Consider the following 21,448-nt stretch of genomic DNA (forward strand, 5'->3'; position numbering starts at 1 on the left):
CCGTGACCGCGCTGATCCCCGTACCGGGCTCGGCGCGGTCGCGTCTCCCGGCTACCACGCGACGATCTTGCAGTTGTGGTGGCGCACAAATCCGGATGAGTGTCCTGAATCTGGGCGCCACAACTGCAAGATCGACGAGGGAATGTGGCCCGGGTGGGGCGGGGTGCGGGTGTGACGGGGGTGGGGTGAGGGGGGCAACCTCATCCTTTGGGGAGGATGCCCGGCCACCGGGGTGTGCGCGACGCTGCGGGGACGTGGGCTACTCGGGCAGCACGGAAGAGGGGGACCGATGGCAGATCCGACCGCCGACTTCTTCGACGGCCTCGGCCATCGCGGGCCGGAGCCGATGCTGACGAGGGTCCGGGGCACGGTCCGGTTCGACCTCGGGCACCGGGACGGGACCGACCACTGGGTGCTGGTGATGAGCGAGGGGAACATCAGCGCGAGTCGTGGGGAACGTCCGGCGGACTGCGTGGTCAGCACCCAACTCCAGTTCTTCGACCGGGTGACCATGGGCGAGGCGAATCCGATCGCGGCCCTGCTGCGCAACGAGATCACGGTCGAGGGCAACCTGCTGCTGTTCCACTACTTCCAACGCCTCCTACCCGGTCCTCCGGGCGCACGCGACCCCCGTGAGCTGGTCCAGGAGAGGCGGCAGAAGTGACGGACCTGGTGAGCATCCTCGACGGCAACACCTTCCTGGTCAGCGACAGCCGGGGCGACATCGACCCGTCGCCGACGTTCCCCACCGGCCTGTTCTCGTTCGACACCCGGTTCCTGTCCCGGTGGGAGCTGACCATCGACGGGGAACGGCTCAACCCCCTGTCCATCGACGACCTCCAGTACTACGAGACCCGGTTCTTCCTCGTACCGGGGGAGCCGACGCACTACGTCGACGCGAAGGTGTCGGTGGTCCGCCAGCGGACCATCGGCGGCAGCTTCGACGAGCAGCTCACCGTCCTGAACCACCAGGGCGAACCGGTCGAGCTGACCATCCGGATGGAGGTCGGGTGCGACTTCGCCGACCTGTTCGAGATCAAGGACGTGAAGGAGAAGGTCGGTGCGGCGCAGGCGTACGTCGAGGAGGGGCGGCTGCGGCTCAGCTACCGCCGGGACACCTTCCGGCGCGAAACCTTCATCACGTCGACCACCCCGGCCGAGATCGACGAGCACGGGCTGACCTTCCGGGTACGGATCGAGGCGCACGCGGAGTGGACCACCAACCTGCACGTCGAGACCATGGTGGAGGGCGCCGGTGGGCGCGACCTGCGACTCGGACTGATCAACCACACCAGCCGGATCAAGACGGAGATGCAGAGCGACCTCGCCGAGTGGATCGGACGGGCGCCGAAGCTCGCCTGCGACTGCGAGCCGCTGGGTGACACGTACGAGCGCAGCCTGGCCGACCTCGCCGCGCTGCGGTACACCCCGCTCGCCTTCGAGACGAAGGTGCCGACCGCCGGCCTGCCCTGGTTCATGACCCTGTTCGGCCGGGACAGCATCTTCACCTGCCTGCAGTCGCTCCCGTTCACCCCGGAACTCGCCGGGCCGACGTTGCAGATCCTCGCCGTGAAGCAGGGCACCAAACTGGACGACTTCCGGGACGAGGAGCCGGGCAAGATCCTGCACGAGCTGCGGTACGGGGAGTCGGCGGCGTTCCAGGACCAACCGCACTCGCCGTACTACGGTGCCGCCGACTCGACGCCGCTGTTCGTGATCCTGCTGGACGAGTACGAGCGCTGGACCGGGGACGTGGAACTCGTTCGTAACCTGGAGCAGGAGGCGCGTGCCGCCCTGCGCTGGCTCGACTCGTACGGCGACCTCAGGGGCGACGGTTACCTCTGGTACGAGCGCCGCAACACCCGCAACGGGCTGGAGAACCAGTGCTGGAAGGATTCGTTCGACGCCATCTCGTACCGCGACGGGAGGCTGCCGTCGTTCCCCCGGGCAACCTGTGAGCTACAGGGTTACGCGTACGACGCGAAGATGCGCGGGGCCCGGTTGGCCCGCCGGGTCTGGCACGACCCGGTCTTCGCCGACCGGCTGGAGCGGGAGGCGGCGGACCTGAAGACCCGGTTCAACCGGGACTACTGGGTGGAGGACGGCGAGTACTACGCGTTGGCGTTGGACGCCGAGGGCGGTCAGGTCGACGCGTTGTCGTCGAACATCGGCCACCTGCTCTGGAGCGGGATCGTCGACGAGGACAAGGCACCGAAGGTGGCCGCGCACCTGCTGGGGCCCCGGCTCTTCTCCGGCTGGGGCGTACGCACCCTGGCGGAGGGGGAGGGACGGTACAACCCGGTCGGATACCACGTCGGTACGGTCTGGCCGTTCGACAACTCGTTCATCGCCTGGGGACTGCGCCGGTACGGGTTCGACGAGGAGGCCGGAAGGATCGCCGAGGCGATCATCGACGCGTCGCAGTACTTCCGGGGCCGGCTGCCCGAGGCGTTCGCCGGCTACGACCGGGTGCTGACCAAGTACCCGGTGCAGTACCCGACCGCGTGCAGCCCGCAGGCGTGGTCGACGGGTACGCCGATGCTGCTGCTCCGGGTCATGCTGGGACTCGAACCGCACGATGAGCACCTGGTGGTCGACCCGGCCCTGCCGCGCGGGATGGGCCGGTTGGAACTGCTCGACATTCCCGGCCGGTGGGGCAAGATCGACGCCTTCGGTCGCGGCCGGGTCGACATCCACCACGAGCAGGAGGTGGTCGACCTGGAAAGCGACCGGTCGAACGAGCCACTGATGCAGGCGTTGCCGGACAGCAACGGCTGACCCCGCCCGGATCCGCGCAGCCGGCCGTCAACTCCAGCTACGGTCGGGGTTCCGGCCGGCGCTCAGCGGGCGCTCGCTCCAGCGCACGAACCGCTCGGCGAGTTCCTCGTCGGTCAGCGCCGGCAACTCCTCCCGGGCCTGCCGCAGCAACAGGTGCAACTGGTTCTCGAGCCCGATCGGATTGCCCTGGTAGAGGTATTTCAACTGTCGCTTGCGGACGATGCACGGCCATTCCTGTCCGCAGGCGCGACACGACCAGTCGGGGCGGGCGGCTACGTGGATCGCGGGTCCGTCAGTCACCGTGGCGTTCCCGGGGGCGGCGATACGACTCGTTCGTTTCCTGCGTGCCCCGTACGTAGCAAACGCTGTGCTGGCGCTGCCAGTCCCGCAGCGCGGTCTTCATCATCGCGGCCTCCTCTCGTGCGCTCGCCAGTTCCTGGTACAGCACCGCCAGGTCCACCTCGACCAGGTCGAGGAACTCGCGTACCTCACCCGGCGCGTAACCGCGCCGGCCGAGCCCGGTCGGGTTGAATCTCTTTCTTCGTACGTCCCTGGGGGTCAGGAGGGCACTGCCCCGTGGGCGGCGAATCGTGTCGCGCGCGTCCTCCATGGCCCTCATCCCGATCCCATTGACGTGTCTGACGTGGGTCAAACGGAAACTGGCAGGTTGCCGTGACGGTAACCGCTGTCGCGTCCCCACTCGTAAGACAGTCGTATTTCCGGCAGTTACGTCGCGCCGTCACGACCGTTGTCGTCGGTCGCCGGCTGGGCCGCGGTACGCAACCGACCGCGCCCGAACGCGTCGATCCGCCCCCATCGGCCGGGTATGCCGAGCAGTTCGATCCGACCCAGGCTGGCCGGCACCGCGGGCCGTACGGTCAGCCCGTCCTCCTGGGGTTCGAGCCCGAGCATCGTACGGAGCAGCAGCAGTGGCGCCCCGGCAGACCAGGCCTGCGGGCTGCACGCGGTCGGGTACTGCACCGGATAGGTGGTGAGGTCCCGGTCGTAGCCGGCGAACGCCTCGGGCAGCCGGCCCTGGAAGTACTTGGCCGCGTCGATGATGCTCTCCGCGATCCGGGCCGACTCCTCGGTGAACCCGTACTTCGCCAGGCCGGCGGCGATGATCGAGTTGTCGAACGGCCAGACCGTGCCGACGTGGTAGCCGAGCGGGTTGTACCGGCCGTTGCCCTCGGCGAGCGTACGGACACCCCAGCCGGAGAACATCGCCGGACCGAGCAGGTGCCGGGCCACCATCGGTGCCTTGTCCTCGTCGACGATCCCGCTCCAGAGCAGGTGGCCCATGTTCGAGGCGAGCCCGTCGACCTGCCGGCCGTCACCGTCGAGCGCGAGCGCGTAGTACTCCCCGTCCTCCACCCAGAAGTCGCGGTTGAAGCGCATCTTCAGGTCGGCTGCCTCCCGCTCCAACCGGTCGGCGAGCACGGGGTCGTCCCAGAACTTCCGGGCCATCCGGGCGCCCCGGATCTTCGCGTCGTAGGCGTACCCCTGGATCTCGCAGGTCGCCCGGGGGAAGCTCGGCAGGGTGCCGTCCCGGAAGCAGATGGCGTCCCAGGAGTCCTTCCAGCACTGGTTCTCCAGCCCGTTGCGGGTGTTGCGGCGCTCGTACCAGATGTAGCCGTTGCCCACCAGGTCGCCGTAGCTGTCGATCCAGGACAGTGCCAGTCGCGCCTCGTCGGCCAGTTCGCGTACGAGTGCGGTGTCGCCGCTCCAGCGTTCGTACTCGTCGAGCAGGATCACGAACAGCGGGGTCGAGTCGGCCGCACCGTAGTACGGCGAGTGCGGCTGCTCCTCGAACGCGGCCGACTCGCCGTACCGGATCTCGTGCAGAATCTTTCCGGGCTCCTCGTCGCGGAGGTTGTCCAGCCTGGTGCCCTGGAGGTCGGCCAGGGTACGCAGGGTGGACGGGGCGATCTCCGGGATGAACGGCAGCGTCTGCAGGCAGGTGATCATGCTGTCCCGGCCGAACAGGGTCATGAACCAGGGCAGGCCGGCGGCGGGCAGCTTCTCCTTGCGCAGGAGACCCGTGTAGCGCAACGCGGCCAGGTCGGTGATGCTGCGTTCGTACGAGTCGTTCAGCGGCTCGCAGTCGCAGGCCAGATGCGGCGCCCGGGCCATCCACTCGTCCAGGCGGCGCTGCACGTCGGGGCGTCCCCGTCCCCGTTCGGACGTCGGGAGTTCCGCCGCCGCCGACTCGTCCGCGCTCGGGAAGAGGGTGACCACCCGCAGTACGGTGGTCCACTTCCCGTGCGGCTCGATCCGGATCCGGAACGTCATGCCCTGCTCGTCGATCTCGGCCTCGTGGCTCGCCGAGATGACCGTCTCGCGGTAGAAGGCGTCCCGCCGGTAGCTCAGCCGCAGCGTGCCGTCCTGCACCCGAGTGGTGATCACACCGCGCTTCGGCAGCAGGTTCTTGATCTCGAACAGGTCCGCGAAGTCGCTGCCGATCTCCATCCGCACGGTGAAGTCGACCGCCTCCTCCTGGTGGTTCAGTACGGTCAACCGCTCCTCGAAACCACCGCCGACCGTACGTTTCCGGATCACCGACGCCTTGGCGTCGATGTAGTGCGTCGGCTCGCCCGGAGCGAGGAAGAAGCTGGTCTGGAAGTACCGCAGGTCGTCGACGGAGAGCGAGTGCAGGTGCTCGCCGTTGATGGTCAGCTCCCAGCGCGCGATGAACCGGGTGTCGAGCGCGAACAGACCCGTCGGGAAGCTGGGCGAGGGGTCGATGTCGCCGTTGCGGCTGCTCACCACGAAGGTGGCGCCGTCGAGGATGCTGACCGGCTCGGTCACCGGGTGTCCCGCTCCCGGACCATCCGGCGCGGGTCGACCGCGCCCGGTGCGGCGGGAAAGAACCGGCGGAACATCATCAGCAGCGGGATGTCACCGTCGAGCACACACTCGGTACGGATCATCGCGGAGATGACGTTGGCCTGGCCGGTGGTGAAGCGGTCGAACAGTTCGCTCTCGACGTGCACCACACAGTCGGCGTCCCGCAGGTCCGGGGAGACCGAGATGTTGCCGTGGTGCATGGCGACAAACCAGTGCTCGATCTCCGTACCGTGTCGCAGGTCGAAGCGGAGCGTGCCGTGGGCCCGCTTGGGCAGCAGGTCGGGTGCGCGCTCGCCGAGACCGTGGAAGAAGCTCGTTGTCACCTCGCCCATACGCGTACTCCTCCTCGTACGAAGAAGCATCACCCCGTACGCGGGGCGGGCACATCACCCGGAGGAGGTGAACTCCGTACCCCCGGCCCGGCGCCCACGGAGCAGGAGCAGGCCGCTGGCCAGGGCGGCGGCGACGGGAGCGAGCACGAATCCCACGGTGACCCGCCCGCTCGTGTCGAGCAGGGCGCCGTTGACCGCCGCGCCACCGGCGCTGCCCACGGAGAAGGCGGTGGCCGCCCAGGCGAACGCCTCGGCGACCGTGCCCACGGGGGCGACCCGGTCGATCGCCACGAACGCGACGGTGAGCAGCGGCGGGAGCGCGAGCCCGCTGACCGCCATCAGGACCAGCATCGCGGGCGGGGCCGGGGTGAGGAGCAGGGGCACGTATCCGGCTGCGAAGACCGCTGTCGCCCGGGGCAGGGTGGCGTGCCGGCGCAGGCCGGTGAAGCGTACGTAGAGCAGGCCGCCGGCCAGCGCCCCGGTGGCCTGGGCGGCGAGCAGCCAGCCGGCCCAGGAGCGGGCACCGGACGCCTCGGCGTACGCGGTGGCGGCCACCGTCACGCTGCCCACCCCGGCACCGACCAGCACCAGCGTGCCGAGGATCAACCGCAGCCGGGCGGCGCGCAGCGGACCGGCCCAGTGGCGTACGGCCGGCTCGCCCCGCCACCGGCGGACCGCACCGGTGGTGGCGAACCAGGCGGTGCCGGCGGCCTGGAACAGTGCGGCGGCGGCCAGGCCACCGGACGGGCCGACCAGGCCGACCGCGGCGAGGGTGACCACCGGGCCGAGGATGAAGATCGCCTCCTGGACCGCGATGTCCAGCGTGTACGCGGTCTGCACCTGGTGGGCCGGGAGCAGGTCGCGCCAGAGCACCCGCAGGCATGACTCGAACGGCGGTGCGCCCGCCCCGGCCAGCGCGGCGGCGAACACGGTGACCGGGAGGTTGACATGCGCGGCGGTGAGCGCGAAACCGACCGTGGAGACGACCATGGCCAGCCACAGCACCGGCGGTTGGCGCCACCGGTCGGCGACCCGGGCGAGCATCGGCTGCCCGACCGCCATGCCGGCGGTGTACGCGCCGACCAGCAGCCCGGCCACGGTCAGCGTCATCGTCTCGCGGGCGAAGATCAGCAGGGCGAGGGGCGCGGCACCGAGCGGGATCCGGCCGAGCAGGCTGGCCGCCAGTACCCGTGCGGTCTGCGGCGCCCGGAGCACGGCCAGCGCGGACGTGTCGGCGGATGACGCCGGTTCAGGGCCTGGCGCGTTCGCGGAGTCGGGGAATGGCGTGTTGGTGGACTCGGGATACGGCGTGCTGGCGGAGTTTTCGGGCATGACGGGTCGCTCCCGGAGCGGGGGAAGGGGCCGGACGGTGGTCGGTTCGGCGAACCTGTCAGGGAGCGAAGTCGGCGCGGTCGTGGTCGTTGCCGTACAGCGGCAGCGCGGGCGTGATCCAGCACCGGTAGGCGGCGGCGGTGGCGTCGAGCGGGATCACGCCCGCAACTGTATCGGTCGTGGCGGCTCAGCGGATGGGGCGCAACCTCAGGTGCGACCGCTGTCGGAGCCGGATCCCGGAGGCGAGCGCGACCAGGGCGGTGAGCGCCACCGCGAAGACGACCCCGTGCACCAGGCCACGGGTCAGGTACCCGCCGTCGGTGTGGTCGACCGCGTACGTGCCGATCTCCCGGCTGGCCCAGAACGGCAGGAACCGGGCGGCGGTGCCGGCCGGGTCGAGCATCATCTGCAACCCGAAGACGATCAGCAGGACCAGGGTGCCCTCCAGTTCGCGCGGCAGGACCGCGCTCAGCACCAGCCCGAACGGCGCCGCGGTGGCCACCGTGAGCAGCATGATCAGGGCGATCGCCCCGTACCGGACGTCGTGCTGGTCGAACCGGATGAGCAGGAAGTACGGCACCGAGAGCAGCAGGCCGACGACCCAGAGCGCGAGCAGCCGGCCCAGGTGCAGGTGGTACGCCCGGTAGCCGGAGAGCCGCAGCCGGGGTTCGATCTCACGGGCCGCGCTGCCGGCGAAGAGGGCGGCGGTGCTCAACGCCCAGCCCAGCCCGAGGCAGACGAACCGGATCGACTGGCCCAGGTGGTCGCCGCGCCGGCTCAGGTAGAACAGCAGCGGCAGCACCAGCAGGATCACCAGGACCGACCGCCGGCGCACCATCTCCCGCAGCGCCATTTCGGCGACCGTCAACAACTTGATCATTTTCGTCCCCCACCGCTCGGCCGATTCCGCCCGCTCATCCCGCCGCCGATCCGATTCGGCCCGCTCATCCGACTCGGACCGCTCACCCGACCGGCTGCCGGACCGGGCTCAGGTCGAGCACGGTGTCGACCCGGTCGAGCTGGTTGAGCAGGTGGGTGACCACCACGATCGCCTTGCCGGCCGCCCGCCATTCCCAGAGCTGGTGCCAGAAGTCGAGGTAGGTCCCCCGGTCGAAGCCCTGGTAGGGCTCGTCCAGCAGCAGCACGTCCGGGTCACCGAGGCCGGCCAGGACCAGGTTGAGCTTCTGCCGGGTGCCGCCGGAGAGGTGCCGGGCCTGGGTCGGCCCGGTCGGATCCCAGTCCAGCCCGGCGGCCTGCCGCCGGCCCGCCGACCGCGCGGTCTCGCGGCGCAGCCCACGGCCCGCGCCCACCAGCACAAAATGCTCCTCGGGTACGAGGAAATCGCTGGTCCCGCCCGACTGGGGGCAGTAGCCGACGGTCCCGTGCAGTTGTACCTGTCCCCGGTCGGGGCTGGCCAGGCCGGCGCAGATGCGCAGGAAGGTGCTCTTGCCGGAGCCGTTCGAGCCGACCACCGCCGCGATCTCGCCCGCCCGTACGGTCAGGTCCACGTCGGTCAGCACCCGGTGCCGGCGGTAGCGCTTGGTGATGCCGCGCGCCTCCAGCCGCACCTGACCGGGTGCGCCCCGGTAGACCCGAGGTTCGGCCGCGCCGACGCTGTCCGCCACCGCCGCCGCGTACGTCGCCGGTGGCCCGAACACCCGCAGCGGGGCCTCACCGCTGTCGCGCAGGTGGGTGGCCGCCTCGGCGACCACGTGCCCGGCCAGGTCCCGGTCGACGCCGTGCCGGCGCAACTCGCCAGCCAGCGCGGCCAGCCATCCCTCGTGGTTCACCGCTTGCTCGTGGCTCACCGCGTGCTCACCTCCCGCAGAATCGCGCCCACCCCGCCGCTGAACGTGGCCCAGTCGGCGGTGGTCTGGCGCAGCGTCTCGCCGCCCGCGACCGTGATCCGGTAGTACTTGCGGGCCGGGCCGGTCGTACCCTCCCGCCACTGGGCGCTGACCAGCCCGGTGCGCTGCAACCGCAGCAGGACCGGGTAGAGCGTGCCGCCCTGGATCGGCCCGACCCCGGCCGCGTTCAGCGACTGGGCCAGCTCGTAGCCATACGACTCGCGTCTGGCGAGCAGTGCCAGTACGCAGAGGTCGAGCACCCCGCGCAACCACTGCCCACGTCGCTCCTGATCCACGCCGCACAAGGTAGCACCCCTACCTACCTAGCCCCACAACCTAGCCCTCCCTCCCTCTCCCGCCCCAAGATCGGCGCTCTTGTAGAGAAAGAGGGCTAATCCGGGGCGGGATAGGCCCTCTTTCTCTACAAGAGGGGCCCGGGTTTCGGGGGAGGGGTGAGGGGTTGACAGGGGTTGGCAAGTGCTTGACAGTGGGTGTCAAGTGCTTGACGGGTGTTGTCAAGGAGGGAGGTGTTCGTGGTGCCGACTGATCGGAAACAGCTCGCGGAGCAGCTGGTACGGCTGCTCGACATCCGGCTGCTCGACCCGCTGGAGATCCTGCTCGACGGGGACGAGAGCGTGGAGGCACTCCGTACCGTGGTCCGGATCCGGGCGGTGACCTGGGCGGACCGGATCGTCGCCGGGGACGACCGGGAGGCCGTCGGCGTGATCATGCGGGTGGTGTCGACCCTCTACCCGGACGACGGACCGTTCGACCCGCCGCTGGACTGGTGGCGCACCCCGCTGGGGCGGGCGGTGAGCCGCCGGGTCGGTCACCCCACCGCCACCGCCATCTCGTACGCGGTGGCCGGCGCGATGCTCGGCATCACCCGCCAGGGCGTGCACGACCTGGTGAACCGGGGTCGGCTGACCCGTCACCCGGACGGCGGGGTGGTGCCCTCGTCGGTCCGGGACCGGCTGCTCCAACTCGACGGGCAAACCGAGCCCGTGCGCTCCTACGGGCAGACCGAGCCCGCGCGCTCCTACGGGCAGACCGAACCTGCTCGATCCGACCGGCAGGCCGGGCCTGCGCGACCCGAAGGGGAGGCCGATCGTGCGTGATCTGACGGTGGCGGGCGCGGATGTGCCGCTCGCGGTACGCGACTTCGGTGGGACGGGCTCGCCGGTTCTGCTGCTGCACGGGGCGGGAGGCACCCTGTCCGCGATGGACGAGCTGGCCGAGGGACTGCGGTCGGCGTACCGGGTGGTGGCGGTGGACCTGCGCGGACACGGCGGGTCCGGCGACGGGCCGTGGACCATGGACGCGGTCCTCGCCGACCTCGACGCGGTCGTGGCCGACCTGGGTCTGGACCCGCCCGCGATGGTCGGCTGGTCGCTCGGCGGGATGATCGCCACCGAGTGGGTGCGGCGGCATCCGGAGTGTCCGGCCGCGGTGAGCCTGGACGGCGTACCGCCGCCGATCCGTCCGGAACAGCTGGTCGGGCTCGCGCCCGAGCATGCGGCGGGCGAACTGGCCCGGCTGCACGCCGTCTTCGCCGAGATGAACGCCGGGATGGCCCGGTCGGGTGCCCGTCCCGGTCCGGAGACGGTCGAGCAGATGCGCCTGGCCATGGCGTCGTTCGACCTGGTCCCGGCGCTGCGGGCGGCGACCTGCCCGCTGTTGCTGGTGCTCGCCACGGCCAACATGCCCGCACAGGAGCCGTTCGGTGAGCTGTACGACGCGTACCGGCGGGGCACCTCCGCGGGGGTCGCCGAGGCTGCCGGTGCCAATCCGAAACTGCGGGTGGTCGAGTTGGCCGGGGCGACGCACGCCCTGGTCGCCAACCAGCCGAAGCGGGTCGCCGCCCTGGTCAGGGCCTTCCTCGCCGACCCGGCCGGCGAACCTCCGGACGACACGGATGGGGCGTGAGTTACGTCGTGGTGTGTTCCGGGTAACGTTTGACGATGCCAGAACTCGTGTACCCGCCCGTGATCGCGACCGCCAAGACGCTCTTCCGCGCGCTCGACCTGCGGCTGCGAGTGGAGGGCGGGCAGCACGTGCCCCGCTCCGGTGGCGCCGTGATGGCCAGCAACCACGTCAGCTACCTCGACTTCATCTTCTGCGGCCTGGGCGCCCAGCCGTCCCGCCGGCTGGTCCGTTTCATGGCCAAGCAGGAGGTCTTCACCAACCGGTACGCCGGCCCGCTGATGCGCGGCATGCGGCACATCCCGGTCGACCGGAACAACGGCGCCGGGTCGTACGCGACCGCGGTCAGCGCGCTGCGCGCGGGTGAGGTGGTCGGCGTCTTCCCCGAGGCGACGATCAGCCGGTCGTTCACGCTCAAGGGCACCAAGAGCGGGGTGGCCCGGATGGCCGACACCGCCGGGGTGCCGGTGCTGCCGGTCGCGCTCTGGGGCACCCAGCGGCTCTGGACCAAGGGTCGACCGAAGACCCTGACCCGGCGGCACACCCCGATCACCATCCTGATCGGCGAGCCGCTGGCGCCCGCCGACTTCGGCACCTCCGGCGCGCTTATGGCGGAACTGCGCCGGCAGCTCACCACCCTGATCGACCGGGCCCAGCGGGAGTACCCGGACCAGCCGGCCGGGCCGGAGGACACCTGGTGGCAGCCGGCGCACCTCGGCGGTTCGGCACCCACCCCGGAAGAGGCGGCGGAACTCGACGGCGAGACCCGTCGGCCCCGTCGGCCGAGCGTCGACCTGGTCGGGGAGGCCGAGCGCTGACCCCCGAAGGGCCGGATCAGGCCGGCTGGGTCCGGGGCTGGATCAGGTCCCACCGGTTGCCGTACAGGTCCTCGAAGACGGCCACCGAACCGTACGGCTCGTGCCGGGGCGGTTCGGCGAACCGTACGCCGGCCGCCGCCATCCGCCCGTGGTCACGCTCGAAGTTGTCCGTGTTCAGGAACAGGGCCACCCGCCCACCGGTCTGGTCACCGACCCGGGCGGCCTGCTCCGGCCCCGCCGCGCGGGCCAGGAGCAGCGCGGTCTCGGTCGAGCCGGGTGGGGCGACCACCACCCACCGGGTGCCGTCACCGCGCGGGGTGTCCTCGACCAGCCGGAAGCCGACCCGGTCGACGTAGAAGGAGATGGCCTCGTCATAGTCGCGGACGACGAGGGTAACCAGTCCGAGATGTGGCATCCCTTCATGATCGCCGGTCGCGCCGACGGGCCGGCGACGGGGGATCGGGGCAGATATCCGGCCGAATGCGGATTGGCGAGGATTCTTCGCGCCCGGTTTGGGTAGATGGCCGGATGCGATTGATTCGCGGTTGGCGCGGGGCGCGCCCGGCGGCGAGGCCGAACGGCGGCGCGCCGAGGCCGGCGACGTGGGACCCGTACGCGTCGGCGGGGGTTCCGTCCGAGCGTCGGCACGCTCTGCCGGAGCGGCCGGCACGGGTGGTGATCATCTCGGCCAGCGCGGGCGCCGGGCACGAGGGCGCGAGCCGCGAGCTGGCGCACCGGCTGCGGAGTCGGGGATTCGAGGTCGACTGTCGGGATCTGGCGGACATCTTCCCGTACGGGCTCGGCAAGCTCCTGCGGGGCACGTACCACGGGATGCTGAGCAGGTTCCCGTGGATCTACGGGTCGCTGTTCGCGATCGGCTGCAACTTCACCGGCGCCGGCCCGATCACCCGGGCCCTGCTCCGCCCGGTCCGGGCACAGGTGCGGCAGCTCGTCGGACCGGACACCAGGGCGGTGGTCTCGACCTACCCGATCGCCACCCAACTGCTCGGGCCGCTGCGCCGCAAGGGCCAGCTCGGCGTACCGGTGATCACGTACCTGACCGACTTCGCGGTCAACCCGCTCTGGGTCTCGCCCGGCGTGGACGTCTACTGCGCCGCGCACCCGACCAGCCGGGGTCAGGCCCGCGCGCTTGGTGCGACCGAGGTACGGGTGGTCGGCCGGCTCGTCTCGGCCGGCTTCGGTCCCGGTACGGCACAGGCCCGGCGACACGCCCGGGAACACTTCGGTCTGCCGGCACAGGGACGGCTCGCCCTGCTGGTCGCCGGCTCCTGGGGGGTGGGTGAGGTGGCCACCACCGCCGCCGAGATCGCCCGGACCGGAGTCGCCACCCCGGTGGTCGTCTGCGGACACAACGAGGCGCTCTACCGCCGGCTGCGCCGCCAGCGGGTGGCCCACGTCTTCGGCTGGGTCGACGACATGCCCGCGCTGCTGCAGGCCGCCGACGTACTGGTGGAGAACGCCGGTGGGCTGACCGCGCTGGAGGCGATGGCCAGCGGACTGCCGGTCGTCACCTACCGGCCGATCCCCGGTCACGGTCGGGCCAACGCCGTCACGATGGCGCAGGCCGGCATGGTGAGCTGGGTCCGTCGGGCCGAGGACCTGGGACCTGCCCTGGTGGAGCTGACCGACGGCGTACGCGGCCGTGAGCAGCGCGACGCCGGCCTGGAACTGTTCGAATCCGACCCGGCCCGGGTAGTGGCCGACCTCGCTCGGGGAGTGGAAGCGCTCTCGAACCCGTTGCCCCGGCCGTCGTCGCGTACCCGCGGCGGGCGCGGTCGCCGGGCCCGTCGGGCCGGGGTGCTGGTCTGCCTCGCGGTCGCCGCACTCAACTGGTACGCACACCACCACGCCCAGCAGCCGACGCCACCGGGACGACGCCGGTGATGTCGGGCCGACGCCGAGCGGGCTGATCCCATGCCCCTTCTCGCGATCGTGCTCGGCCTCGTCTCGGCACTGTTCTTCGCCTTCAGTTCGGCGCTCGAACAGCACGCGGCCAAGCAGGAGAAACCGACCAGGGCCGGCGACCCCCGGCTGCTGATCCGGCTGCTGCACCGGCCACTCTGGCTTTTCGGTGGCATCCCGGACGCGATCGGCACCGGCGTGCAGGCGGTTGCCCTCCGGTTCGGCCCGCTGGCGCTGGTCGAGCCGCTGCTGATGACCGGCCTGTTCATGGCGATCCCGCTGGAGGCGGCGCTGGAGAAACGCAAGCCGCACCACAAGGACCTCATCCTTGCGGGAGTGGCGATCGTCGGCCTGGCCACCTTCCTGGTCACCGCGAACCCGCGCGCCGGGGTCGAGCAGCCGTCGACCATGGCCTGGCTGGGCGTGGGTGTCGGGGCCGGTGGGCTGATCGCGATCTGCCTGCTCGGCGCGTGGCGCGCCCGGGAAGCGCACCGGGGCACCCTGCTCGGCATCGCCACCGGGCTCCTGTACGCGGTCGCCGCGGCGCTGCTCAAGACGATCAGCGAGGACCTGACCAGTAAACCGTGGATGTTGCTGGCCGACTGGCACCTGTACGCGTTGATCGTGGTCGGCGCGGGCGCGCTGATCCTGAACCAGAACGCGTACCAGAGCGGGCCGATCGCCGCGCCACTGACCGCTATCACGTTGCTCGACCCGTTCGGTGGAGTTGTCATCGGAGTAACCGCGTTCCACGAGACGCTCTCCACCGACGGTCCCCGACTGTTCATCGAAATCATCGCCGTGATCCTCATGATCGTCGGGATTTCGCTGGCCAGCACCACCCGGTCCAAGTAGCCCGGCGCGATCGGAACCTGAAACAGACTTCGCCGGCCTCACCGTCCAACCGGGTGAAGTTGGGTACGCTCAGTCACGACTACTTAGCGCGAGTGATGGGTTACTGACATCTGGTGCGGCGGTCCCGGCCGGCTCGCGTCGACAGGTGGACTCTGCGCGAGAGGCTGCATGTGCTCGAATTGACCGGCAACGTCTCCAGCCAGCCGCCCGGGGATCCAGCCGCCCGGCCGCCCGGGGATCCGTCCGCGCTGCGGCGGCTCCCGGACACCGCGCTGTCCGGTGAGAACTTCCCGGTTGCCCTGCGGATCCTGCCCGGAACCATCCGCCGGCACCTGCTGGCCCTGTACGGGTACGCCCGCTACGTGGACGACCTCGGCGACGAGCCCGTACCGGCACAGGGCCGGGAACCCGCCCGCGACCCGATCAGCGACCCACCCCGCGACCCCGGCAGCCCGCCGCCGCAGGACCCGAACAGTCCGCCCGCCCGCGACCCGGGCAGCCCACCTGCCCGCGACCCGATCAGCGTCCCGCCGCAGGACCCGAACAGCCCGCCCGCCCGCGACCCGGCACCCGGATCCCTGCGCACCGGGCCGTACGACACACCGGACGGGTGGTACGACACACCGGCCGCCCGGTCGGCGGCACTGCACCGGTTCGAGGACGAACTCCAGGCCATGTACGCCGGCCACCCGCCCACCCACCCGGTGCTGGTCGCACTCGCCCCGACGGTGGCCGACCGGGGGCTGCCGATCGAACCACTGCGCCGGCTCATCGCCGCCAACCAGCGCGATCAGGTGGTGCACCGCTACGACACGTACGACGAACTGGTCGACTACTGCCACCTGTCGGCCGACCCGGTCGGCGAGCTGGTGCTGCACGTCTTCGGGGCCCAGTCGCCCCGGCGGATCGCCCTGTCCGACCGCATCTGCACCGCCCTCCAGGTGGTCGAACACCTCCAGGACGTCGCGGAGGACTACCGCCGGGACCGGATCTACCTGCCCCGGACCGACCTGGACCGGTACGGCGTGGCGCCGGCCGACCTGGCCGCGCCGTACGCCGGTGACGGGCTCCGGGCGGTGATCCGGCTGCAGGCGGCACGCGCCACCGCCGCCCTGGACGACGGCGCACCGCTGGTCGGCGAGTTGCACGGCTGGGCCCGGTTGGCGGTCGCCGGCTACCTCGCCGGCGGACGGGCTGCACTGGCCGCACTGGCCCGCTCCGACCACGACCCGCTGAGCCGGGTACCCCGGCCGACCCGGGCCGGCACCGCCGGGCAGTGGCTCAAGACCCTGATCGCGAGGCCCGGATGACCGGCCCCGGCCGGATCGCCGGCTCCCCACTGGACCTGGCCTACCGGGAGTGCGAGCGGATCACCCGGACCGAGGCCCGGAACTTCTCGTACGGCATCCGCCTGCTCCGGCCCGAGCGGCGCGGCGCGCTCTGCGCGGTCTACGCGGTGGCCCGCCGGATCGACGACATCGGCGACGGCGACCTGCCACCGGCGGCCAAGGTCGCCCGACTCGACCAGGTACGGGCGGCGCTGCACCAGTTGCCCGAGGCCGGCGGCGACCCGGTCCTGCTCGCGCTCGCCGACTCCGGTGACCGGCTGCCGATCCCGCTGCCGGCGCTGGACGAGATCGTCGACGGCTGCCTGGCCGACGTCCAGGGCACGGTGTACGACACGTTCGACGACCTGGTCGGCTACTGCCGTCAGGTGGCCGGCTCGGTCGGCCGGCTCTCGCTCGGTGTCTTCGACGTCCGCCCGACCGTGCCCCGCACCGTCGCCAGCGAGCTGGCCGACACCCTCGGCATCGCCCTGCAACTCACCAACATCCTCCGGGACATCGTCGAGGACCGGGGCAACGGCCGGGTCTACCTGCCGCGCGAGGACCTGGACCGGTTCGGGTGCACGCTGACCCCCGGCGTCGACGGAGGTCTCGCCGACCCGCCGGACCGGCTCGCCGAACTCGTCCGCTGGCAGGCGCAGCGGGCCGAACGCTTCTACCGGACCGGGCTGCGGCTGCTGCCGCTGCTCGACCGGCGCAGCGCCGCCTGCGTCGCGGCGATGGCCGGCATCTACCACCGGCTGCTGGCCCGGATCGTCGCCGACCCGCTGGCGGTCACCCGGCGCAGGGTCTCCCTGCCCGGCTGGCAGAAGGCGTACGTGGCGGCGCGGGCGATGACCCGGAGCAGCGCGTGAACGGCGAACAGGTCTGCGTCGTCGGTGGCGGCCTGGCCGGCATCGCCGCCGCACTGCGCCTGATCGACGCCGGGGCGCGGGTCACCCTGCTCGAGGCCCGGCCGGAGCTGGGCGGCGCCACCTACTCGTTCCGCCGGGGCGACCTCGTGGTGGACACCGGCCAGCACGTCTTCCTCCGCTGCTACCACGAATACCGGCACCTGCTCGACCGCCTCGGTACGGCCGGCGACGCGCACGTGCAGGACGTGTTCGCGGTGCCGATCCTGCGGGTCGGCGTACCGCCGCACCTGCTCACCCGTACCCGGCGACTGCCGGCACCGGCGCACCTGCTGCCGGCTCTGATCAACTACCGCCCGTTGCGGATGGGGCAGCGGATCGCCGCGATCCGGGGCGCCGCCGCGCTGCGTACCGTCGACCCGGACGACCCGTCCAACGACAACGTCAGCTTTGGCGACTGGCTGACCCGGCACGGCCAGGACGCGCCGACCGTACGCCGGTTGTGGGAGTTGATCTGCGTCGCGGCGCTGAACGCGCCGCCGCACCTGGCGTCGCTCGCGCTCGCCGCGCGGGTGTTCCGGACCGGGCTGCTCGACCGGGCCGACGCCGGTGACATCGGCCGCCCGACGGTGCCGCTGTCCGAACTGCACGGTGAACCGGCCCGTGCGCTGCTGCGCCGGGTCGGCGGCACCGTCCGGACCGGGGTCAAGGTCCGCGAGATCGCCCCCGACCGGGGCGGGTTCCGGGTCACCGCCGACGGGGTACGCCTCACCGCCGACGCGGTGGTGCTGGCCGTCCCGCACCCGCAGGCGGCCCGGCTGGTGCCGCCCCGGGCGGCCCCGGACCGGGAGCGCTGGGCCGGGCTGGGCGCCGCACCGATCGTCAACGTGCACGTGCGCTACCGGGAGCGGGTCACCGACCTGGAGTTCGCCGCGGCGTTGGACAACCCGGTCCAGTGGGTCTTCGACCGCACCCCGCCCGGTGTCCGGGGCCAGTACCTGGTCACCTCCATCTCGGCGGCGGAGACCGTACTGCGGACGCCGTCGGCGGAACTGGGCCGCAGCCAGGTCGCCGCGCTGGCGGACCTCTTCCCGGCGGCGCGGCGGACCCCGGTACGGGACGTGTTCGTGACCCGCGAGCCCCGGGCGACCTTCCGGCAGGGACCCGGCACCCGCCGGGACCGGCCGGCAGCGGGTACCCGGCTGCCCGGGGTGGTGCTGGCGGGGGCGTGGACCGACACCGGATGGCCGGACACGATGGAGGGCGCGGTACGCAGCGGCCGGCAGGCCGCCGACGTTGTGCTCGCCCATCTCGGGTCGAAGACGAGTACGACGGAGGCGCTGAGATGACCATGACCTTGCCTGGCTTCCTGGCCGAGGTGGACACGCTCGTGCAACCCGAGATCCGGGCGGCGCTCGACCGGATCGACGAACGCACCCGGCTCACCGCCGGCTACCAACTCGGCTACTGGGACGCCGAGGGGCAGCCGACCACCCGGGGAGGTGGCAAGGGGCTGCGACCGGCCCTGGTGCTGCTCTCCGCGCGGGCCGCCGGCAAGACCGCCGAGGACGCGCTGCCCGGCGCGGTGGCGGTGGAGCTGGTGCACAACTTCTCCCTGCTGCACGACGACGTGATCGACGGGGACGCGGAACGGCGACACCGGCCGACCGCCTGGGCCGCGTTCGGCATCGGCCCGGCAATCCTGGCCGGTGACGCGCTGCTCAGCCTCGCCGGGGACGTGCTGTCGGCGATGCCGGGACACGGCGGCACCTGGGGGCTGCGCTACCTGAACGCGGCGGTACGCCGGCTGATCGCCGGCCAGGCCGCCGACGTGGCGTTCGAACACCGGGACACGGTGACCCTGGACGAGTGCCTGACCATGGCCCGGGACAAGACCGCGGCGCTGCTGTCCTGCTCCGCGACCCTGGGCGCGGTCCTCTGCGGCGGCCCACCCGCCCTCACCCTGGGCCTGGCCCTCTACGGTGACCGGCTCGGTCTCGCCTTCCAACTCGTCGACGACCTGCTCGGGATCTGGGGCGAACCGGCGGTGACCGGCAAGCCGGTCCTGTCCGACCTGGTGGCGCGGAAGAAGTCGGTCCCGGTGGTACGCGCCCTCACCGCCGGCGGTACCGCCAGCGACCAGCTCCGCGAGCTGTACGCGACACCGGGCGAGCTGTCCGCCACCGACCTGACCCTGGCCGCCACCCTGATCGAGGAGACCGGCGCCCGGGACTGGACCGAGAAGGAGGCGGACCGGCTGCTCACCGAGGCCCTGGCCGAACTGGACCGGCTGACCGAACTCGGCGCGGCCGGCGGACCGGACGCGAACACGGTGGCCGACGTACACCGGGAACTGGTGGAGATCGCCCGGTTCATGACCGGTCGGGACCACTGATGGCCACCGCCCGCCCCGGGTCCGGCGTCGACGGGGCCGTCGAACTCGGCGTCGAGCAGGCCGTCGACCTGGCCGTGGCCGAAGCGGTCGACTCGGCGGTGGTGCCCGGCATCGGTGCGCCGGGCGAAACCCCCGGCATCGGTGCGCCGGGGAACACCGCGCCGGGCGTACCGGCCGGCGGTGACCGTACGCAGCGGCTGGGTGAAGCGCTCGGCCGGGCCCGGGAGCACCTGCTCGCCGGCCAGGAACCGGGCGGCTGGTGGCAGGGGGAACTCGCCACCAACGTGACCATGGAGGCCGAGGACCTGCTGATGCGGCAGTTCCTCGGCATCCGTACCGAGGAGGAGACCGAGGCCACCGCCCGGTGGATCCGCAGCCAGCAGCAACCCGAGGGAAGCTGGGCCAACTTCCACGGTGGACCCGGCGACCTCTCCACCACCATCGAGGCGTACGCGGCGCTGCGGCTGGCCGGCGACCGGGCCGACGACCACCACCTGCGCCTGGCCCGCGAGTTCGTGCTCGCCCACGGGGGCATCGAACGCAGCCGGGTCTTCACCCGGATCTGGCTGGCCCTGTTCGGCGAGTGGTCCTGGGACAAGATCCCGGCGGTCCCGCCGGAGGTGGTGCTGCTGCCGTCCTGGGTGCCGCTGAACGTCTACGACTTCGCCTGCTGGGCCCGGCAGACCATCGTGCCCCTGTCGATCGTCCGGGCCCTGCGCCCGGTACGTTCGCTCGGCTTCGCCCTGGACGAGCTGCGTACGGGTGTCCGTACGGCACCGGTCACCTCGCTGCGTACGCGTACCGGCTGGTTCCAGCGCCTCGACGGGGTGCTGCGCGGGTACGAGCGCCGCCCGGTCCGTGCCGTACGCCGCAACGCCCTGCGCCGGGCCGCGGAGTGGATCGTGGCCCGGCAGGAGGCGGACGGCTCCTGGGGCGGCATCCAGCCCCCGTGGGTCTACTCCCTGATCGCGCTGCACCTGCTCGGTTACCCGCTCGACCACCCGGTCCTGCGTACGGGCCTGGCCGGGCTGGACCGGTTCACCGTGCGGGAGGCGTCCCCGGAGGGTGAGCTGCGCCGGCTGGAGGCGTGCCAGTCACCGGTCTGGGACACCGCGCTCGCGGTGACCGCGCTCGCCGACGCCGGCCTGCCCGGCGACCATCCGGCCCTGGTCCGGGCCAACCGCTGGCTGCTCGACGAGGAGATCCGGGTCGGCGGCGACTGGGCGGTACGCCGGCCGGACCTGCCGCCGAGCGGGTGGGCGTTCGAGTTCGACAACGACGGCTACCCGGACACCGACGACACCGCCGAGGTCCTGTTGGCGCTGCGGCGAAGCGACGGCGACCCGCGTACGGCGGAGGCCCTGGAACGGGGCGAGCAGTGGCTGCGCGGGATGCAGTGCCGGGACGGCGGCTGGGGCGCGTTCGACGCCGACAACACCCGTACGATCGCCCGCGAGCTGCCGTTCTGCGACTTCGGTGAGGTGATCGACCCGCCGACCGCCGACGTCACCGCGCACGTGGTGGAGGCGCTCTGCGCCCGTGGACCGTCCGACACGGCGGCGGTCCGGCGCGGAGTCGGGTGGCTGCTGCGGGCCCAGGAACGCGACGGCTCCTGGTTCGGGCGCTGGGGCGCCAACCACGTCTACGGCACCGGCGCGGTGGTGCCCGCACTGGTCGCGGCGGGCCTGCCGGTCGACGATCCGGTGATCGTACGGGCGGTCGGCTGGCTGCACCGGGCACAGAACCCGGACGGCGGCTGGGGTGAGGACATGCGGTCGTACCGGGACCGGTCCTGGCGGGGTCGGGGCGACTCGACCGCGTCACAGACCGCCTGGGCGCTGCTGGCCCTGCACGCCACCGGGGCCGGCGACAGCGAACCGGCCCGGCGGGGCGTCGACTGGCTGCTGGCGACCCAGCGTGCCGACGGTGGCTGGGACGAGCCGCAGTACACCGGGACCGGCTTCCCCGGTGACTTCTACATCAACTACCACCTGTACCGGCTGGTCTTCCCGATCAGCGCCCTCGGCCGCATCCTCGCCAACCTCACCGGCGCGGACACCCCGGCCACCGGGGCGGTCACCCTGACCACCGGCGCGGACGACTCGGTCACCGCCGCCTCGGATCCGGTACGGGAGCGCGGGTGATCGGGCTCGGCGAACGAACCGACCGGGCCGGCGACTGGGTGCTCTTCGCCCCGATGC

At 72.0% G+C, this 21,448-nt stretch carries 21 protein-coding genes; 12 read left to right on the forward strand and 9 right to left on the reverse strand.

Annotated elements, in window-relative coordinates; translation table 11 throughout:
* Window positions 1-289 precede the first annotated feature (289 nt).
* Together ACWEFB_RS33625 and ACWEFB_RS33630 are read left to right on the forward strand one after the other, a co-directional pair.
* Window positions 290-664 carry an SCP2 sterol-binding domain-containing protein gene (locus ACWEFB_RS33625; RefSeq protein WP_452291964.1) on the forward strand — a complete coding sequence of 125 codons (375 nt, stop codon included), beginning with the start codon at window positions 290-292 and terminating at the stop codon, window positions 662-664.
* The gene (locus ACWEFB_RS33630) at window positions 661-2,778 is read left to right on the forward strand and encodes an amylo-alpha-1,6-glucosidase (RefSeq protein WP_452291966.1); all 2,118 of its coding nucleotides are present in this window, start codon (window positions 661-663) and stop codon (window positions 2,776-2,778) included. The genes ACWEFB_RS33625 and ACWEFB_RS33630 overlap by 4 nt, the downstream gene beginning before the upstream one ends.
* A gap of 27 nt (window positions 2,779-2,805) precedes the next feature.
* Here the strand turns inward: ACWEFB_RS33630 and ACWEFB_RS33635 are convergent, their stop codons facing one another.
* The 8 genes from ACWEFB_RS33635 to ACWEFB_RS33670 form a co-directional block, all read right to left on the reverse strand.
* Complete coding sequence (locus ACWEFB_RS33635; protein WP_452291968.1) at window positions 2,806-3,078, reverse strand: hypothetical protein; 273 nt, start codon at window positions 3,076-3,078, stop codon at window positions 2,806-2,808.
* Window positions 3,071-3,388: a DivIVA domain-containing protein gene (locus tag ACWEFB_RS33640; RefSeq protein WP_452291970.1), complete on the reverse strand. Its 318-nt coding sequence runs from the start codon at window positions 3,386-3,388 to the stop codon at window positions 3,071-3,073. The genes ACWEFB_RS33635 and ACWEFB_RS33640 overlap by 8 nt, the downstream gene beginning before the upstream one ends.
* A 116-nt stretch (window positions 3,389-3,504) precedes the next feature.
* Entirely contained in the window at window positions 3,505-5,586 is a 2,082-nt protein-coding gene (locus ACWEFB_RS33645) for an amylo-alpha-1,6-glucosidase (RefSeq protein WP_452291972.1), read from the reverse strand.
* Window positions 5,583-5,957 carry an SCP2 sterol-binding domain-containing protein gene (locus ACWEFB_RS33650; protein WP_326556054.1) on the reverse strand — a complete coding sequence of 125 codons (375 nt, stop codon included), beginning with the start codon at window positions 5,955-5,957 and terminating at the stop codon, window positions 5,583-5,585. Before ACWEFB_RS33650 ends, ACWEFB_RS33645 begins: the two co-directional genes overlap by 4 nt.
* 54 nt (window positions 5,958-6,011) lie before the next feature.
* Entirely contained in the window at window positions 6,012-7,289 is a 1,278-nt protein-coding gene (locus ACWEFB_RS33655) for an MFS transporter (protein ID WP_452291974.1), read from the reverse strand.
* Window positions 7,290-7,476: 187 nt separating this feature from the next.
* On the reverse strand, window positions 7,477-8,169 hold the full coding sequence (locus ACWEFB_RS33660; protein WP_452291976.1) for an ABC transporter permease: 693 nt from the start codon (window positions 8,167-8,169) through the stop codon (window positions 7,477-7,479).
* 82 nt (window positions 8,170-8,251) lie between these two features.
* Window positions 8,252-9,097 carry an ATP-binding cassette domain-containing protein gene (locus tag ACWEFB_RS33665; protein WP_452291978.1) on the reverse strand — a complete coding sequence of 282 codons (846 nt, stop codon included), beginning with the start codon at window positions 9,095-9,097 and terminating at the stop codon, window positions 8,252-8,254.
* On the reverse strand, window positions 9,094-9,432 hold the full coding sequence (locus ACWEFB_RS33670; protein ID WP_326556058.1) for a PadR family transcriptional regulator: 339 nt from the start codon (window positions 9,430-9,432) through the stop codon (window positions 9,094-9,096). The genes ACWEFB_RS33665 and ACWEFB_RS33670 overlap by 4 nt, the downstream gene beginning before the upstream one ends.
* A 240-nt stretch (window positions 9,433-9,672) precedes the next feature.
* Between ACWEFB_RS33670 and ACWEFB_RS33675 the strand changes: the two genes are divergently transcribed.
* The 3 genes from ACWEFB_RS33675 to ACWEFB_RS33685 are packed head-to-tail and all read left to right on the forward strand — an operon-like array spanning window position 9,673 to window position 11,877.
* Window positions 9,673-10,254 (forward strand): hypothetical protein, encoded by a 582-nt coding sequence (locus tag ACWEFB_RS33675; protein ID WP_452291980.1) that lies wholly within the window; start codon window positions 9,673-9,675, stop codon window positions 10,252-10,254.
* Window positions 10,247-11,062, forward strand: coding sequence for an alpha/beta fold hydrolase (locus tag ACWEFB_RS33680; protein ID WP_452291982.1), 816 nt, complete (start codon window positions 10,247-10,249; stop codon window positions 11,060-11,062). The genes ACWEFB_RS33675 and ACWEFB_RS33680 overlap by 8 nt, the downstream gene beginning before the upstream one ends.
* Before the next feature lie 35 nt (window positions 11,063-11,097).
* Window positions 11,098-11,877, forward strand: a complete 780-nt coding sequence (locus ACWEFB_RS33685) for a lysophospholipid acyltransferase family protein (protein WP_326556061.1) — start codon at window positions 11,098-11,100, stop codon at window positions 11,875-11,877.
* Between the two features lie 16 nt (window positions 11,878-11,893).
* Here ACWEFB_RS33685 and ACWEFB_RS33690 read toward each other — a convergent pair whose 3' ends face one another.
* Window positions 11,894-12,292: a VOC family protein gene (locus ACWEFB_RS33690; RefSeq protein ID WP_326556062.1), complete on the reverse strand. Its 399-nt coding sequence runs from the start codon at window positions 12,290-12,292 to the stop codon at window positions 11,894-11,896.
* Window positions 12,293-12,405: 113 nt separating this feature from the next.
* Here ACWEFB_RS33690 and ACWEFB_RS33695 point away from each other — a divergent pair, with 113 nt between their 5' ends.
* From ACWEFB_RS33695 to shc, 7 genes are all read left to right on the forward strand, one after another.
* A complete protein-coding gene (locus ACWEFB_RS33695) occupies window positions 12,406-13,782 on the forward strand; it encodes a glycosyltransferase (RefSeq protein WP_452291985.1) in 1,377 nt (458 codons plus the stop codon).
* 30 nt (window positions 13,783-13,812) lie between these two features.
* Window positions 13,813-14,655 carry a DMT family transporter gene (locus ACWEFB_RS33700; protein WP_452291987.1) on the forward strand — a complete coding sequence of 281 codons (843 nt, stop codon included), beginning with the start codon at window positions 13,813-13,815 and terminating at the stop codon, window positions 14,653-14,655.
* Between the two features lie 170 nt (window positions 14,656-14,825).
* The gene (locus tag ACWEFB_RS33705; RefSeq protein WP_452291989.1) at window positions 14,826-15,965 is read left to right on the forward strand and encodes a squalene/phytoene synthase family protein; all 1,140 of its coding nucleotides are present in this window, start codon (window positions 14,826-14,828) and stop codon (window positions 15,963-15,965) included.
* Window positions 15,962-16,855, forward strand: coding sequence for a squalene/phytoene synthase family protein (locus tag ACWEFB_RS33710; protein ID WP_452291991.1), 894 nt, complete (start codon window positions 15,962-15,964; stop codon window positions 16,853-16,855). The genes ACWEFB_RS33705 and ACWEFB_RS33710 overlap by 4 nt, the downstream gene beginning before the upstream one ends.
* The gene (gene hpnE, locus ACWEFB_RS33715; protein WP_452291993.1) at window positions 16,852-18,201 is read left to right on the forward strand and encodes a hydroxysqualene dehydroxylase HpnE; all 1,350 of its coding nucleotides are present in this window, start codon (window positions 16,852-16,854) and stop codon (window positions 18,199-18,201) included. The genes ACWEFB_RS33710 and hpnE overlap by 4 nt, the downstream gene beginning before the upstream one ends.
* Complete coding sequence (locus ACWEFB_RS33720; protein ID WP_326556068.1) at window positions 18,198-19,247, forward strand: polyprenyl synthetase family protein; 1,050 nt, start codon at window positions 18,198-18,200, stop codon at window positions 19,245-19,247. Before hpnE ends, ACWEFB_RS33720 begins: the two co-directional genes overlap by 4 nt.
* Complete coding sequence (shc, locus tag ACWEFB_RS33725; RefSeq protein ID WP_452291996.1) at window positions 19,247-21,391, forward strand: squalene--hopene cyclase; 2,145 nt, start codon at window positions 19,247-19,249, stop codon at window positions 21,389-21,391. The genes ACWEFB_RS33720 and shc overlap by 1 nt, the downstream gene beginning before the upstream one ends.
* The last annotated feature ends 57 nt before the right edge of the window (window positions 21,392-21,448 follow it).

The organism is Micromonospora sp. NPDC004704, from assembly GCF_053601675.1.